General features: G+C 70.3%; 15 protein-coding genes and 1 pseudogene. 4 read left to right on the top strand and 12 right to left on the bottom strand.

The window, feature by feature from the left end; genetic code table 11:
- Positions 1-328: 328 nt before the first annotated feature.
- Positions 329-682, top strand: a complete 354-nt coding sequence (locus tag ACLLJJ_RS39665) for a hypothetical protein (protein ID WP_434599616.1) — start codon at positions 329-331, stop codon at positions 680-682.
- 16 nt (positions 683-698) lie between these two features.
- On the opposite strand, the gene ACLLJJ_RS39660 is transcribed toward ACLLJJ_RS39665, so the two are convergent.
- The gene (locus ACLLJJ_RS39660; protein ID WP_347119887.1) at positions 699-1,085 is read right to left on the bottom strand and encodes a DUF5997 family protein; all 387 of its coding nucleotides are present in this window, start codon (positions 1,083-1,085) and stop codon (positions 699-701) included.
- 58 nt (positions 1,086-1,143) lie between these two features.
- Between ACLLJJ_RS39660 and ACLLJJ_RS39655 the strand changes: the two genes are divergently transcribed.
- Together ACLLJJ_RS39655 and ACLLJJ_RS39650 are read left to right on the top strand one after the other, a co-directional pair.
- Positions 1,144-1,905 carry a LysR family substrate-binding domain-containing protein gene (locus ACLLJJ_RS39655; RefSeq protein WP_434599613.1) on the top strand — a complete coding sequence of 254 codons (762 nt, stop codon included), beginning with the start codon at positions 1,144-1,146 and terminating at the stop codon, positions 1,903-1,905.
- Positions 1,906-2,075: 170 nt separating this feature from the next.
- Positions 2,076-2,867, top strand: coding sequence for a hypothetical protein (locus ACLLJJ_RS39650; protein WP_434599612.1), 792 nt, complete (start codon positions 2,076-2,078; stop codon positions 2,865-2,867).
- Between the two features lie 102 nt (positions 2,868-2,969).
- Here ACLLJJ_RS39650 and ACLLJJ_RS39645 read toward each other — a convergent pair whose 3' ends face one another.
- Entirely contained in the window at positions 2,970-3,551 is a 582-nt protein-coding gene (locus ACLLJJ_RS39645; protein WP_434599611.1) for a cysteine hydrolase family protein, read from the bottom strand.
- A gap of 393 nt (positions 3,552-3,944) precedes the next feature.
- Between ACLLJJ_RS39645 and ACLLJJ_RS39640 the strand changes: the two genes are divergently transcribed.
- Positions 3,945-4,643 (top strand): YqjF family protein, encoded by a 699-nt coding sequence (locus tag ACLLJJ_RS39640; RefSeq protein ID WP_434599610.1) that lies wholly within the window; start codon positions 3,945-3,947, stop codon positions 4,641-4,643.
- Positions 4,644-4,672: 29 nt separating this feature from the next.
- Here the strand turns inward: ACLLJJ_RS39640 and ACLLJJ_RS39635 are convergent, their stop codons facing one another.
- From ACLLJJ_RS39635 to ACLLJJ_RS39590, 10 genes and pseudogenes are all read right to left on the bottom strand, one after another.
- Positions 4,673-6,037, bottom strand: coding sequence for a CAP domain-containing protein (locus tag ACLLJJ_RS39635; RefSeq protein WP_434599608.1), 1,365 nt, complete (start codon positions 6,035-6,037; stop codon positions 4,673-4,675).
- A gap of 146 nt (positions 6,038-6,183) precedes the next feature.
- Positions 6,184-7,014 (bottom strand): IS21-like element helper ATPase IstB, encoded by an 831-nt coding sequence (gene istB / locus ACLLJJ_RS39630; protein WP_267719259.1) that lies wholly within the window; start codon positions 7,012-7,014, stop codon positions 6,184-6,186.
- Between the two features lie 75 nt (positions 7,015-7,089).
- Positions 7,090-8,631 carry an IS21 family transposase gene (gene istA, locus ACLLJJ_RS39625; protein WP_283472000.1) on the bottom strand — a complete coding sequence of 514 codons (1,542 nt, stop codon included), beginning with the start codon at positions 8,629-8,631 and terminating at the stop codon, positions 7,090-7,092.
- A 205-nt stretch (positions 8,632-8,836) separates the two neighbouring features.
- A pseudogene (locus ACLLJJ_RS39620) lies at positions 8,837-9,076 on the bottom strand (RNA polymerase sigma factor); the annotation flags it as partial.
- A 254-nt stretch (positions 9,077-9,330) separates the two neighbouring features.
- Positions 9,331-9,792: a lamin tail domain-containing protein gene (locus ACLLJJ_RS39615; RefSeq protein WP_434599606.1), complete on the bottom strand. Its 462-nt coding sequence runs from the start codon at positions 9,790-9,792 to the stop codon at positions 9,331-9,333.
- Between the two features lie 416 nt (positions 9,793-10,208).
- Positions 10,209-11,171, bottom strand: coding sequence for an aldo/keto reductase (locus ACLLJJ_RS39610; RefSeq protein WP_434599605.1), 963 nt, complete (start codon positions 11,169-11,171; stop codon positions 10,209-10,211).
- Between the two features lie 110 nt (positions 11,172-11,281).
- A complete protein-coding gene (locus ACLLJJ_RS39605) occupies positions 11,282-12,802 on the bottom strand; it encodes a SulP family inorganic anion transporter (protein ID WP_434599604.1) in 1,521 nt (506 codons plus the stop codon).
- Positions 12,803-12,879: 77 nt separating this feature from the next.
- Positions 12,880-13,488, bottom strand: coding sequence for a carbonic anhydrase (locus ACLLJJ_RS39600; RefSeq protein ID WP_434599603.1), 609 nt, complete (start codon positions 13,486-13,488; stop codon positions 12,880-12,882).
- A 253-nt stretch (positions 13,489-13,741) separates the two neighbouring features.
- Entirely contained in the window at positions 13,742-14,164 is a 423-nt protein-coding gene (locus ACLLJJ_RS39595) for a hypothetical protein (RefSeq protein ID WP_434599602.1), read from the bottom strand.
- 138 nt (positions 14,165-14,302) lie between these two features.
- Complete coding sequence (locus ACLLJJ_RS39590) at positions 14,303-15,178, bottom strand: D-alanyl-D-alanine carboxypeptidase family protein (RefSeq protein ID WP_434599601.1); 876 nt, start codon at positions 15,176-15,178, stop codon at positions 14,303-14,305.
- Between the last annotated feature and the right edge of the window lie 124 nt (positions 15,179-15,302).

The raw sequence follows: 15,302 nt of genomic DNA, 5'->3' as shown, positions 1-15,302 counted from the left end.
CCCGTTTCCCGCGCGCTGTCCCCCTGCGCCCCCGGCCCCGGTCCGAGGTGGACGCCCCGGCACGAGAGGCCGTGCGCCCGCATCGGAGCCCCGGTCATCCGCCGCTGCGGCGGTCGGCCACGACCGGGTCACCGTGAGCGAGGGAACACCGTGAGGCTGCGGGGGTCAACGCGTCGGGAGCCTTCCGCGGTGCGGATGCGCCCGTTGCATCAGGGCGGCAGGACCCTCCGGCTGACTTTTGCGCCGGGGCGCGTACGCCACGGGCAACCTGAGGCGCTGATCAGCGGTCCGCCCACGCGCAGCGGCGGCGCACGCCTACGCTCGGGTCATGGATGAGCTCATGCCGTTCCTGATACTCGTCGGCGCACTCGCCGCGGTGATGGGGTTCTTCACCTGGCTGGCGTCCCATGCCCGTCGCCGCGGGGTTGCCGGTGCGGCCCTCGGCGCGGCCATGGCGGCCTACGACGAGGCCTTGCGTACGACCGCCCACCAGTCCTACTACGAGATCCGGGCCCAGGCCGATCGTCGGGCACCGATGCAGTCGCCCGACGATCCCTGGAGGCCGAGCCGTGGCGGGGCGAATCCGCCCGGCGCGGGAGGCGGCCGATCGCTTCGGCCGCGTCCTCGCCGCCTGCGGCAGGATCTGCGTCGCCGGGCAGCTCGCCTGTGGCGCGGTTACTGAGCGCGCCCGTTGTGGCTCAGCGCGCCTCGCGTTCGGCGTTCTTCGCCTTGATGCGCTCCGCTTCCTTGCGGACCTCGGCCTGGGTGGCGCGCTCCTTCTCCAGCCACTCGGGACGCTCCGCCCGCAGCGTGTTGATCTGCTCGGTGGTGAGTGCCTCGGTGACGCCGCCGCGGGCGAGACCCGCGATGGAGATGTCCAGCCGCTCCGCCACCACCGGGCGGGGGTGCGGGCCGTTGTGCCGCAGGTCCAGCAGCCACTGGGGCGGGTCGGCCTGCAGTGCGCTCAGCTCGGTGCGCGAAACGACCCCCTCCTGGAACTCGGCGGGGGTGGCTTCGAGGTACACACCCAGCTTCTTGGCCGCGGTCGCGGGTTTCATCATCTGGGTGGTCTTGTTCGAGGTCATGTGGTCAAGAGTATCGAGCGTGTGCGGTACCTCCGACCAGGACCGGTAACCTGGCGGAGTGACAGGCTCGGAAGCACCCCCCTCGTTCAGGCTCGCGTACGTACCGGGGGTGACCCCCACCAAGTGGGTGCGGATCTGGAACGAGCGGTTGCCCGACGTTCCGCTGTCCCTGATCGCGGTGTCCGCCGCCGAAGCCCCCGACGTCCTGCGCGGCGGCGGCGCCAACGTGGGGCTGGTGCGGCTGCCGGTCGACCGGACGGTGCTCAGCGCGATTCCCCTGTACACGGAGACGTCCGTCGTCATGGTCCCGAAGGACCACGTCGTGGCGGCGGTCGACGAGGTGACTGTCGAGGACCTGGCCGACGACATCGTGCTGAGCCCCCTGGACGACGTCCTCGGGTGGGAGAGCCTGCCGGGACGCCCGGCGAACGAACGCCCCGCCACGACGACGGACGCTGTCGAGCTCGTGGCGGCGGGGATCGGACTGCTCGTCGTGCCGCAGTCGATCGCCCGCCTGCACCACCGCAAAGACCTCACGTACCGGCCGGTGTCGGACGCCCCCGAGTCGCGCATCGCGCTGTCGTGGCTGGAGGACAGGACCACCGACCTGGTGGAGGAATTCATCGGGATCGTCCGCGGGCGGACCGTCAACAGCACCCGGGGCCGCCCCCCGACCCCGCCGCAGCCGAAGGCCAAGCGGCCCAGTACGGGCGGCACTCGGCAGAAGCCCGCCGCAGGCAAGCCGGCCGGCAAGAACCCCCGGAACGGCTCAGGCGGCACCAAGGGCGGCAAGAGCGGCAAGCCCCGCCGCCGTCCGTAACCCCGGCGACACGCGCCCCTGAGGACGCTCCTGCCACACCTGGCACTGCTGTGTGGCCGGATCGCGCTCTGGCCGGTGGGGCGGTGACACGTGAGGATGCTCTGCGACCGGGGCACTGGATGCCCCGGATGTCTCGTACACCGCAGGTGCGTCACAGGGGGAAGCTGCTGATGAAGCGAAGAACGTGGGGCCGTACCGGACACGCCGTGGTCGCTCTGCTGCTCGCGTGCGGAGCCGGGGCGATCGCGCCCACCGCCGCGCAGGCCGCCGTCGCGTGCTCGGCGGACACGGGGGCGCAGGGGCTGGCCAGTCGGGCGGTCGCGGACAGTTTGACGTCGGTGGCGCGGGCCGACGGCCGTGTCGATCAGTTCCAGCTGTTCCATGACGCCACGGCCACCGGAGGCCTGCCGTTCGTCTGGCACCGCGGCCAGGCCACGCCGGGCGGCGCCTACGGCGACTGGGCGCGGGTGAGCGCAGCGACCGTCGGCCCCAAGAGTTACTACGTCACCGCCGCCGAGAACGGTGACGGGCGCATCGAGCTGCTCCTCTCCACCTACGGGCAGTTCTGCCATTCCGTGCAGGGCACGTGCGACCACGCCTGGTCGACGCCGCAGCCGTTCGGTCTGGCGCCCAGCCCGTACATGGGAGGCGTGGTGCTGTTCAAGGAGGCGGACGGCAGTATCGACGCCTTCGCGTCGACGACGAGGACCGGCCGCTCGATGGAGGTGCGCCGCCTACAGAGTCCCGGTGACGTGTGGGGGCCGGTGGAGTCCCTGGGGAAGGTTCCTGAGGCCAACGTCAGCCTGAGCCATCCCGAGACGGTCACCGAACTGCCCGACGGGCGGCTGCGTTTGACGGTTCATGAGTGGAATCGGGACACCCGCTACTGGCAGATCACCCAGGCGTCGCCGCAGGGACCCTGGGGCCCGTGGCAGCTGTGCGCGCTGCCCCACTGCGCCTGACCAGAGCGCGGGCGACGGCGCCCGCTCAGCCGTGGGGCTGACGGAACGGAACTGCCACGGCTTGTTCACCCGGGCCGGGCCCGGCCCGGGTGAACACCCGAATCACTGGTCTCGGCCCGGCGTTTCGAATGCGACGTCGGCGGCGCGCGCGACGATCTCGGCCTCGTTGCCCAGCGCCCACTCCGCGACCCGGGACACCACCGCGGCAGGGACCACATCGCTGATGCCGGCCGCCGCCGGGATGTCGTACGTCGCATGGGCGTCGTGCGGCAGGACCACCCGGTACCCCCGCACCAGGGCCGTGCGGACCGTCGCGCTGACGCACATCTCGGACATCACTCCGCACACCGCCAGCGCTCGTACACCGGCCGCGTCGAGCTGCTCGCCCAGCGGGGTCTCGTGGAAGCCGTCGTCCGCGGTCTTGCGGATCACCGCTTCCCGCGGTCCCTCGGCCACCGGCAGGAACAGCTCCCAGCCCGGCGTCCTCGGCTCGTCGTCCGATCCCGCGGCCCCGTCGTTCTGAAGATGCACGACCAGTGCCCCGGCGGTACGGGCCCGGGTGATCAGATCCTTGGTCCGTTCAAGCAGCCGGGGCGCCTCCGGGACCGAGTCGGCGCCGGAGACGAACGCCGTCTGGACATCGACAACAAGCAGGGCATGAACGGCATTTGCGCGGTCGATCATGGGGTGATTCTCCCGCACGTCGTCTCCCGCCCCACGTCGGCCCCCGTGCACGTCGTCCGTGCGTCGCTGTGGCACCCGGACGTGCGCATGACCGGCGTCGACGGGTGTGGCGGCCACCCGGACGATCCCGGCCGAACGCCTTCCCGTCCGAGGAGGGCAGCGTGTTCCGGCGACTGATCCCGACCACGTACGACGTCGGCGAGGCGATCCGACGGACGCCTACCGCGCGCCCCTCCCCCGGGCCCCCGCGGGCTCCGGTGGCCGGGGGCCGCGATACGGGCCCGCCGATCCCGCTCGGCGCGCCGAACCGGATGCGATGCTGGTGTGGTGTCTTTCACGTGGCTCGTTCCTGAACCGGTCTCGGCCGACCCACCCCACGACACCGTCAATCCGTTGTTGACCCAGTCGTGGCTGGACCTGGCCTTCCTGCACTGGGCGGTGGACCCTGCCGAGGTGGCTCCGCTGCTGCCGGCCGGCACAGTGCCCGACACCTTCGACGGTGCGACGTACGTCGGCCTCGTCACTTTCCGCATGCACCGCGTCGGCTGGTTCGCCCTCCCCGGTGTGCCGTACCTGGGGACCTTTCCCGAGACCAATGTCCGGCTCTACTCGGTGGACGCCCAGGGGCGGCGGGGCGTGGTCTTCCGCTCGCTCGACGCCTCGCGCCTGATACCGGTGGCGGTCGCGCGGACCCTGTTCCGGCTGCCGTACCTGTGGTCCCGGATGACCGTCCGGCACGGCGAGGACACCGTGACGTACACGAGCGCCCGGCGCTGGCCGGGGCCGCGCGGCGCGTACAGCCGGATCACTGTCCGACCCGGCGAGAAGGTCGTGGAACCCACGCCTCTGGAGGATTTCCTGACCGCCCGCTGGGGCATGCACAACACCTTCTTCGGGCGGCAGATGTACCTCCCGAACACCCACCCGCGCTGGCCCCTGCACCGGGCCGAGCTGCTCGAATGCGACGAGAACCTCATCCGGGCCGCCGGTCTGGCCGCGCCGGTCGGTGAGCCGGTGAGCGTCCTGTACTCGCCCGGTGTGGCCGTGCGCTTCGGCCGGCCGGCCCGCCCTGGCGGCATCCCGACCCCGTGATGCCGGGGCTGCGATCTCCCGCGGGCCGGTCAGCGGGCGCCGAAGACCTGCGTCCACCAGGGGCCGCCGGAACCGTTGTGCACTCCGAGGCCGATCTCCTTGAAGGAGCAGTTGAGTATGTTCGCGCGGTGGCCGGGGCTGTCCATCCACCCCTGCATCACCGCGGCGGGGGTTTGCTGACCGCGCGCGATGTTCTCGCCGTACGTACTCCAGGTGTACCCGGCGGCGGTGACGCGTTCCCCGGGCCCCCGGCCGTCCGGGGAGGTGTGGTCGAAGTAGTCGCGGGCCGCCATGTCTTCGGAGTGGCGTTGGCCGGCCGTGTCGAGGCGGGAGTTCTGGCTGACCGAACCGCAGCCCTTCTTGCCCCGCTCGGTGTTGACCAGTGCGGTCACCTGCTGGGCGAAGGAGGAAGCGGCGCCGCCCGGCTGCGCGCTGGGGCGGGGATCGGGTGACGACACCGGCCGGGGTGAGACCTTGCTCGGTGGCGGCTTCGGCTTGGGCTCCGCCTTGGCGGTCTTCTTGACCGGGGTGGTCGAGGCGCTCGGGGTGGGAGACGTCGAGGCCGACACGGTCGGAGAGGGTGACTTCGTCGAGGGGGCGGCGGTCGGCACGGGCGCCTCGGCCGCCGCCTGCGCGGGGGCCACCTTCCGGGTCTCGCCCGGCTTCAGCAGGGTCAGGCCGGCGTAGGCGCCGCCTCCCACCAGAAGCACCGCGGCCGAGGCCGCCACGGTCCGCCGACGTCGTGTCGTCCGCCGGCTGCGCCGTTCCTCACGACGGCCCGAGGACGCGAGCTGCACGGGGAGGTCTTCACCGTATGCGGCGAGGTCGGGCGATCCGTGTCCGCCGGGAGCGACGGCATCGGCGAGCGCGGCGGACACGGGTATCAGTCCCAGGCCGACCAGGAGTCTTTCGGCCGGCACCAGTCCGGCCCCGTATCCGGAGCAGACCGTGCAGTCCCGGGCGTGACGCGCCAGCCGCTTGCGCCAGAGGGTGGACGGCGCCCCGCCCCACAGCCCGACGGCATCGGCCAGCAGCGCGCACCGCGGCTCGGCTGACAGTGCGCGTACGACCACTCGCGCCGTCTCCAGCTGCGCCTTCACCCGCTGCACCCGCACCGCGGTGTGCTGGGGCGACAGCTCCATCGCCGCGGCCACCTCGGCCCGGGTGAGCTCGCCCGCCGCCTCCAGCCACCACAGCGACAGCAGCGCCCGGTCGTCCGCGTCCAGCCAGCGGGTCGCCTCCGCGACTTCCCGGCGCTGGCCGGACAGGCCCAGACGCAGGATCGTCAGGTCCACGAAATCCGCGCCGGGGTCGGCCATGTCGCGGGCGTCCGGCAGGTCACCGCTGACGGGGGTCGTCCGATGGGACTGCCAGCGGTCACGTATCTGGTTCATCGTGATGGCCACCAGCCAGGACCGGAAGCTGCCCGGGTCGCGCTGTCCACGGACAGTGGGACATCCGGGTGAGCGGACAGTTCAGGTCCTCGTGTGCGGACAGCTGATCTCCCTGTCCGGTATGACTATTTGTCCCTCGGTCGGGCTCAGGCCAACGGGGTGACACCCTGGCCTGTGGTGGCTTGGGTGAGCCGAAGCGAGGAGCCCTCGGTGAGGATGATGTGGGCGTGGTGCAGGAGCCGGTCGACGGCCGCGGTCGCCAGGGTTTTGGGCATGATCGAATCGAATCCCGAGGGGTGCAGGTTCGAGGTCACGATCACCGAGCGGCGCTCGTATGCGGCGTCGATGACACGGTAAAACGCTTCGGCGGCGGCCTGTCCGGACGGGAGCATGCCGATGTCGTCGACGACGATCAAATCGCACCGGGTGATCTTCGCGATGGCCTTGGTGACGGTGTTGTCGACGGTGGCCCGCCCCAGGTGGGTGGTCAGCGATTCCAGGGTGAACCAGGCGACCTGCATCCCGGCGTCGATGGCCTTGTGGGCCAGGGCCTCCGCCAGGTGGCTCTTGCCCGTCCCCGACGGCCCGGTGACAGCCAAATTCTCCGCGCGGCCGATCCATTCCAGGGTCATCAGTGCGTGCTGGGTGGGCAGCGGGATCGAGGAGTCGGCTTCCTTCCAGGACTCGAAGGTCTTGCCGGAGGGCAGGCCGGCCTGGCGGTGGTGGTTGCGGCGGGTGGCCTCGTTGCGGCCGTGGGCCTCGGCCTCCAGCAGGATCCGCACGACCTCGGCGGGGTCCCAGCGTTGGGCCCGGGCGGTGGCCAGTACGTCGGGGGCCGCCGCGCGGAGGTAGGGGAACCGCATCCTTCGCAGCACCGCGTCCAGCTCGGCCGGGATCGGCGGCGCGAGAGGCGCGGGCGGGACCGGGGACGGGGCGGGGATCAGCTCGGGCGGATCGATGACGGCTGTGGTGGCCATGGGCAACTGCCTTTCCTTGCTGGATGGTTCGGGACTGTCCGTTCCCGGGCCGCTTCGCGGCCCGGGAACGGGGGATCAGGTGGCGGGGCGGCCGAAGTCGGACCAGGCGCCGGTGCCGGGCTGCGCGGAGTGTGCCTCGTCGGCGACGACCAGGTCGGCGGGGCGGGCGGCCTCTTTGCGGTGCTGGACGATGGACATCAGGTCGCCCTCGGCGAAGCGCCGGTTGATGGCCGCCAGTCCGAGTGAGAGGTCGACTTCGGCGGTGCCGACCAGGGCGGCGAGCTCGACGGCGCCCGCCATCTTGACCCGGATCCGGGTGGTTCCGGCCGCGGCGGCCTCGATCAGCCAGGACTTCGCCCCGGGGCCCAGTGCCAGGAAGGCTTCCTCGGCGTCGTTGCCGGGCTTGACCTTGGGCGGGCGCGGGGACCCGTCCATCTCCTGGGGGTGGTCGGGGTAGTGGGCGGTGTCGATGACCGGACGCCCGGGCAGGGCGATCTGGTGCCGGGCGACCTCGGCCAGGCCGGCCGGGCCCTGCATCCACTCGGGGCGGTGGGCGAGCTGGGACAGGTCGCAGACCACGACGAGCTCGTCGCCGTCGACGCGCACCCACGCTTCCTGGCCGACCAGTCCGGGCGGGGTCGAGTAGCGCACCGACCCGAAGCGCACCGTCTGGTCCCGCAGCACCTGCCTCGACTCGCCCAGTGCGAGGGTGTGCGGGCCGGCGGGCAGCGCGTGCAGGCGGGTGCGCTCGATGTCGAGCATGGTGGAAGGGGCCCGGCCGGTCTCACGGTGGACCCGGTTGTTGACCTGTTGGCAGAAGATCGCGCAGGCCCCGCGCAGTTCGGCGAACGAGTCGTAGGCGGGCCGCAGGTTGGCGTCGGTGGGCACCAGGTCGGCCTTCGCGACGCGGACCGTGGCCTCGCTGCCGCCCTTCGATTCGGGGTCGAACGGCACACACGTATGTACTTGAAGGCCGTAGTGCCGTCCCGCGGCCACGATTTGGGGGTGGCGGACCGCGACACCGGCGACCCTGTCGATGGTCACCGTCTTCTCGTTGTCGGTCAGCGCATAGGTCGGCACTCCGCCGATCGCCCGCAGCATCGAGTCGACGCAGGAGATCAGCGTGGGCAGGGTCCGGTCCCAGACCGGGATCACCACCCGGAACCTGGACCAGGCCAGCCATGCGCAGAACAGCAGTGTCACGCGGGGCGCACCGCCGCCGGGACCAGGGACTTTCGGGCCCCATCCCCAGTCGAATTGGACCCACAGCCCCGGCTCGGTGATCCATGGGCGATACGTTCTGCGGTGCCCTGCGTCCCAGCGGCCCTTGGCGACCGCCACCGCCCGGCGCGTGGTGCGTTCATCGCCGGTGAACCCCAGCAGCACCAGGCGCTCGTGGAGCTTGTCCGCGCGGGCCTTGCCTTGCGAACGTTCCACCCATTCCTCGATCTTGGGAAGGAACGGGTCGATCAGCTTCGGCCGCATCACCGGTGCGTCAGATGGCTGACCGGTGTCCCTCATCCGTGCGTACCTGCGGACGGTCTTCGGGTCGACCCCGGCCAGTTGGGCAGCCGAATGCGCACACCCGGTGGCGTCCAGGGCCTCGTAGATTTCCATGATCTCCCTGCAAGACTTCTTCACGGTCCCTCCGGCGCGGTCCAGCTCGTTGTCCTCACACCAGCGAGCAAACCCCCGGAGGGATCACCAGTTCGGTACCTGGGTTCGAAAACACACGAACGGCCGTACCGACAGGGAGATCAGCTGTCCGCCAAGCGGGATCCAAAATGTCCGCCTACAAGGATCTTGCGCTGTCCGCTCTCACGCGCAGGGAGCCGAGGCCGCTCAGCGCGCGGATCAGCGTCTCCTGCACCACGTCGTCCACATCGGCGTGCCCGCTCAGCGCCCGGCCCACGATGTTGTAGACGAGCGGCAGGTACGCGGCGACAAGCTCGTCCTGCGCCCGCTGATCCCCGCCCTGCGCCGCCTCGATCACTGCGGTTTCGCGTTCGCTGCCCACGCTCGACACTCCTCCTCGGGCTGTGCCCGGTCCCGACTTTTCCATCCGACACAGAGGGAGACCGGTCGCTGGGGCCGCGATAACGAAAAACCCGCGGCCCAATTCTGCCGGATGCTACTTCGCCGCCCGCGGATCTGCTGCTCGGGAGAGACGTGACGTGCATGACCCCCGCGCCGGAATTCGGCGCCGGACATGGGAATGGCGTGCCGCGGCTGGATTGCCGTGGCACGCCGTGCGGGTGACTGCGGTGGTTCAAACCCTCAGGGCGACGCCCTCGGGAGGGTGACCACCTGCCGGTATCAGCGGTGGTGGCCGCGTCCCCAGGACTCGGTGTCGATGACCCGGCCGCGGTCGTTGCGCAGGGTGGCCTTGTCCGAGCGGTTGTCCCACACGTAGTTCCGGCGGTCCTGGAAGACGTCGTGGCGGCTGTCACGGCCGACGCCGGTGTGGACTTTGACGGCGGAGCGGCCCTGTAGGCGGACGTTGGTGAAGCGGTAGCGCTGGCCGTCCTTGTTGGTGAGCGTGAAGTTCCGCAGGTTCACGGCGTGGCGACCGTTGTTCTTCACCACGATCCACTCGTTGTTCAGGCTGCGGTTGGATCCGTTGTCGTGTCCGGGGCTGTCGTACTGGACGTGCCCGATGACAACGGCCGACCGGTCCCCGGGACCGTCGGCCGAGGCCGGCAGGGCTGCTGCGCCGATGACGGCGCCGACGGCCAGGACCGCGGCGGCGATACGGCGGGCGTTACGAGAAGCAGACATGGGACTGCCCCCTCTGAGCGTGCCGCCGGCACTCAGGAAGCGAACCGGCGGGCAGTGCAGGTTCCCGGCTTGTTGCCGAGGAGCCACACTTTGGCCCCACGCCGGGGGTGTCTGCGGGTGTACCGGCTTGCGTTACTGAAGGCGGCCATTTCCGTAACCCTCTCCCGTATCGGGCACGAATCCGAAATGAACACTTACCAAAGGTTCGCTGGGAGTTACACCTACCCGTTGAGTGCTCAACAACAACCGCTTTCCAGCACACCCACTCCCCCCTGCGCACGCTCCACCCGCGCCGGTCCCCGCCATCCCCGGGACTTGGTAACAAACCCCGGAGGCCTCCCTCTCGCACACAGGCAGCGGATCCGCTCTGACGTGCGGTTTCAAGGGCCGCGAGGAAGGCCGGGCCAGGTGGGCGGTCAGGGCAGCGGGATGCCACGGGCCGCGATCCAGAGCTCGTACCACTCCTCGTGGGTGAGGGCGGGTTCCCGCAGCGCCGCGTCACGGCAGGCGCGGATGCGTGTGGGGCGGGCGCTGCCGATGACCGGGGCGATCCTCGCCGGGTGACGCTGGAGCCACCACAGCAGGATGGTCTCCGGTGTGGTGCCCTTCGCCTCGGCGAGCGAGGCGACGAGGCGGGCGGTCGCGTGCTCGTTCGGCGCTTCCTGCCGGCCGGTGAAACGTCCCTGCGCGAGTGATCCCCATGCCTGGAGGCGGATCTCGTTCACCCGGCAGTACTCGATCGTCCCGAACGGAAAGCCGTTGGCTGCCCCTTCGGGGGTGTTCACCAGGACACCGGATTCGACCCAGCCCCTGCTCCGCAAGGACATCTCCAGCTGATTCTCGACCAGCGGGAAGTCGACATGTCGCTGAAGGTGCGCGATCTGCTCCGCGCCCATGTTCGATACGCCGAACCGGCGGACCAGGCCCTGCTGGTGCAACGCCGTCAGCGCCTCCCCCGTGTCCCTCGGGTCCGCCAGCGGATCCGGACGGTGCAGCAGCAACACGTCGATGACATCGGTGCGCAGGCGCGTCAGGCTCTCCTCGACCCGCTGGACAATGCTCGGGCCGCGCAGGTCGTAGCGGCCGGGGCGGTCGCCGTCCGCGAGGCGGATGCCGCACTTGGTCTGCACCGTGACGCGCTCACGAAGCCCTGGCGTGCGGGCGAGCACCTCGCCGAAGACGGCCTCGGACTTCCCGTGCCGATAGATGTCGGCGTGGTCGAACGTGGTGATGCCGATGTCCAGCGCCGCTTCGATCGCCGCCTCCGCCTCGGAGATCTCCGAGGCGCCATAGGGCGTGGTGTCCCAGCTCCCGCCGAGTCCCATGCACCCGTACATCAATCGATCGCTGCCTGCGCCCGCCACATCCCTGGTCGTCACGCCGTCACCCTACGGCGCGGCCCTCCCGCCCCTTCCGGGGGCACCGGGACGTGCGCCGGCTCCCACCGTCGCGAGGGAACGGTGGGAGCCGGCGCCGGTCGCGCAGGGGGTTACCCTCCGGCCGCGCTGCCCGCAGTCGTCAGCGGCATCTGAGTCGAAGGGGGCGGTCCGTCCGCGCCGTTGTGCTGGGCGGCCCAGTTGTCGAGAGCGGTGCGGCAGGCGTGGTCCAGGTGGCGGAGCTCGGACAGGTCCAATTCCACCGGCCTGTCCGCGGGCAGCGCCTCCAGTGCGTCCAGGATCTTGGGGAGCCGCAGGAAGGTCGCGTTGCCGGTGACCACGACAGTCAGGCGCCCCCCGGTCAACTCACTCATTTCGAGGCTGACATGAGAGGTCTCCCAGGCGGTCTTCACCACAGCGAGCAGCAGCCCCAGCAGGACGCCCTCGAACATGTTGGTGACGACAATGGCGACCGCGGTCACCCCGAGAATCACGGCCTCTCCACGGTGCTCGCGCCACAGCGGCCGCAGCAGCTGTACGGGCACCAGCTTGGCCCCGGCGTACACCAGGACACCCGCGAGCGCCGCGAGGGGGACGACGCCGAGAGCAGCCGGGAGCAGCGCCGCGAACAGCAGCAGCCAGAAGCCGTGGAGGACACGCGAGAGCTTGGTCCGGGCACCGGCCTGGACGTTCGCCGCGCTGCGTACGATCACCGCGGTCATCGGCAGGGCGCCGAGGGCTCCGCACACGGTGTTGCCCACACCCTGGGCCATGAGCTCCTTGTCGTAGTCCGTGCGCGAGCCATCCGTCATACGGTCGACCGCCGCGGCGCTGAAGAGGCTCTCCGCCGATGCGATGAGGGTGAACGCGAGAACCGTGCCGATGACCGACACCTGGGCGAGAGAGCCGAGTTCACCGATGCCGGGCGGCTGGATGGACTCCAGCAGGCCCTGCACCTCCACCTTGGCGATGGGCAGTCCGAACGCCGCCGTGGCGATGGTCGCGACGGCGATGGCCACGAGCGGGCCCGGAACCAACCGCACCTTCACGGGCATCCGGGGCCACAGCACCAGGAGGGCGAGGGTCCCCACGCCGACGGCGAACGCGGCGAGCGCCCCGGTGCTTCCGACGATGTGCGTGAACAGACCGGGCAGTCCGGCGAGCTTCGCCGGGCCGCTGTCCGGCTGGTCGGCGTCCGCCATGGCGTAGACCTGACCCAGTACGAGGATGAGGCCGATTCCGGCCAGCATGCCCTGCACCACGGCTACGGAGATCGCACGGAACCAGCGCCCCCAGCGCAGGGCGCCGAATGCGAGCTGGAGGAGACCCGCGGCCAGGACGAGGACGCCGAGGGACGCGAGCCCGTACTGCTGGACGGCCTCGTGCACCAGGACCGTGAGTCCTGCCGCGGGGCCGCTGACCTGAAAGGAGCTGCCGGGCAGGCAGCCGACGACGAGTCCGCCGACGATGCCGGTGATCAGGCCGAGTTCGGCGGGTACCCCGGAGGCGACGGCGACACCGACACAGAGGGGAACAGCGACGAGAAAAACAACGAGGGACGCGAGGACGTCACGCCGGACATCGGTGGGGCTGAGGTTACTGATCTTGCCGAGCACAGCATTCTTGCGGCGCACGAATTCTCCGGTTCGTCGACGTCGGTAAACGGGAACTGCGGCGGGGAGCGCGGGTCGTGGGGGACGCCGCGCCGCGCCTACAGCGGCTGGAAGGTTCCCGTCTCCGGGCGGTGGCGACGTACGGCTCCTGTGTGCACTTCGTAGAACCAGGCGTCCAACGAGAGCTGCCCGGCCGCGATCCCCTCGCGTACGCAGGGATAGGCCCTCAGCCGTTCCAGTTGGGCGAGCGTGTGCCGCTGCACGGCATCGGCGAGGTCGGGTGATGCGGCGAACGCGGCGTCGCCGCTGTCGCGCAGCCGCTCCGGCGCGGCGTTGTCGAGCCAATCGCGCACCGCCGGTACGGCCCGCAGGTCGTCGTCGCGCACCAGGGCGCCGACGGCCCCGCAGTGGGAGTGCCCGCAGACGACCGCGTGCCGTACGCCCAGGACGCTTACCGCGTACTCGATGGTCGCGGTCTCACCGGCGGGGTGTTCGTTACTGTATCTGGGGACGATATTGCCGGCGGTGCGCAGCTCGAAGAGGTCGCCGGGGACCGCGCCGGTGATCAGCGAGGGCACGACGCGCGAGTCGGAGCACGTGATGAAGAGGACCTGCGGCGACTGTCCGCCGGCGAGCCTGCTGAGGTCTTCGCTGCGCTCGGCGCAGCGGGTTTCGAAAGAACGGGCGTGCGCGATGAGTTGCTGCAAGGTGGCCTGCCTCCTACACGCTGATGAGCGCGTGGTGTGGTCGGGTCGTGGGTGGTCACGGCGCCGGTCGGGCGTCCGCTTCGTCGACACTGACGAGGCGGGGGCGTCGGTCGGTGCGGGGCTGAAGCACCGGCGACGGTGCCCGGCGAGCACGTGATCCACACCATGAAGCAATGATCCTGAAGCGGACCTGAAGTGGACGCGACTACGCAGCAAATGTCCTGTGAAGAGAGCTTTCGGCGTCGCTCGCCCTTCAGCGCAGGTACCGGCAGATGACGGCGTACAGGGCTCTGGCCTCTTCGCCCGGCTCATTGCCGATGTCCGCGAGCCGGACGGCCTCGGGCCCCTGCGCGGACGGGAACACGGTGTGGTGCCAGGACCGGTCACGGGTCACGATGACCGGGTCCCGGCCGGGGAACTGGTCAGCGGTGATGTCCACCAGGACACCGTCCCGCTCCAGCCAGGCGTGGGTCTGCCGGTCCGTGCGCGCGCCGCGGTACTGGTCCCACCGGCCGAGTCCGCACTGGGCGAAGTAGTCGGCCAGCAGCACGGTCGTGGGCCAGCACGTCCCGGCGGGGAAGCTCTTGAACGGCAGATAGACGAGGTCCGGCCAGCCGTCCCGGGAGGCCTCAATGCCATGGCGGAAGCGCTCGGCGGCGCTGCATACGTCGTCCACAGCTCTCATCGTCCACCGCGTCCGCCGACCGCGCCCGGCGGGCGCCTCCCACCGGGTCGGCGTCGCCCCGCACAGAACGAAGGGGCCGGTTCACGACTGGATGGTCGTGAACCGGCCCCTTCACCTGCCCGGATCGGGCTACTTCTTGAAGCCGTAGTCCATCAGCTTCTTCGCGTCCGTCGTGCGGTTCGCCGACGAGGAAGAGGTGAGGACCGTGCCGATGACCGTCTTGCTGCCACGGGTGGCGGCGAAGACCAGGCAGTACTTGGCCTGCGGGCCGGAGCCCGTCTTGAGGCCGATGGCGCCCGAGTAGCTGCCGAGCAGGTTGTTGGTGTTGGCCCACGACATGTAGCGGTAGCCACCGCTCTTCGTCGTGACCTTCTGCTTGGTCGACTTGGTCTTCACGATCGCACGGAACGTGGAGTACTTCATCGCACTGCTGGCCAGCTTCGTCAGCTCACGCGGCGTCGAGTAGTTAGAGCCGTTCCCGATGCCGTCGAACGAGTCGAAGTGGCTGTTGTTCATGCCGAGGCTCTTGGCCGTGGTGTTCATCTTGCCGATGAACGACTTCACCCGCGTGGCTCGCGTGGAACCGCTGCCGAACTTGTCGGCCAGTGCGTATGCCGCGTCACAGCCGGACGGGAGCATCAGCCCGTACAGCAGCTGACGCACCGTGACCTTGTCGCCGACGATCAGACGCGCCGAGGACGCGGTGTTGGCGACGATGTAGTCGCTGTACGCCTTCTGGACCGTGACCTTGGCATCCAGGTTCAGGTTGGGCTGCGCGAGCACAACCCTGGCCGTCAGGATCTTGGTGGTGGAGCCGGTGGCCCGACGGGTGTCCGCGGCCTTGCCGAAGAGAGTCTTGCCCGTGCCGTTGTTCATGACAAAGCCGCCCTTGGCGACGATGCTCGGCGTCGGGACCGCGGCGGCCTGCGCCGGCGTGGCCAGCACACCGGCCGACAGAACGGCGCCCGCGGTGATGGCCACTGCGGACGCGCGGCGCATGCTCATAACACTAATTTTCAAGATGAATACCCCAAATACCCCTGTGGTGCGGTCACATGAGAGTGCCCCTGGCTCAATGAACGCACGAAACAGCGCATTGGATGCGCGTTCTGCCATGACATCTTCACCC

Origin of the sequence: Streptomyces sp. A5-4, from assembly GCF_051131715.1 — a bacterium.
In the GTDB taxonomy this organism is placed as follows: Bacteria; Actinomycetota; Actinomycetes; order Streptomycetales; family Streptomycetaceae; genus Streptomyces.
This window is presented reverse-complemented; position numbering and strand designations above follow the sequence as displayed.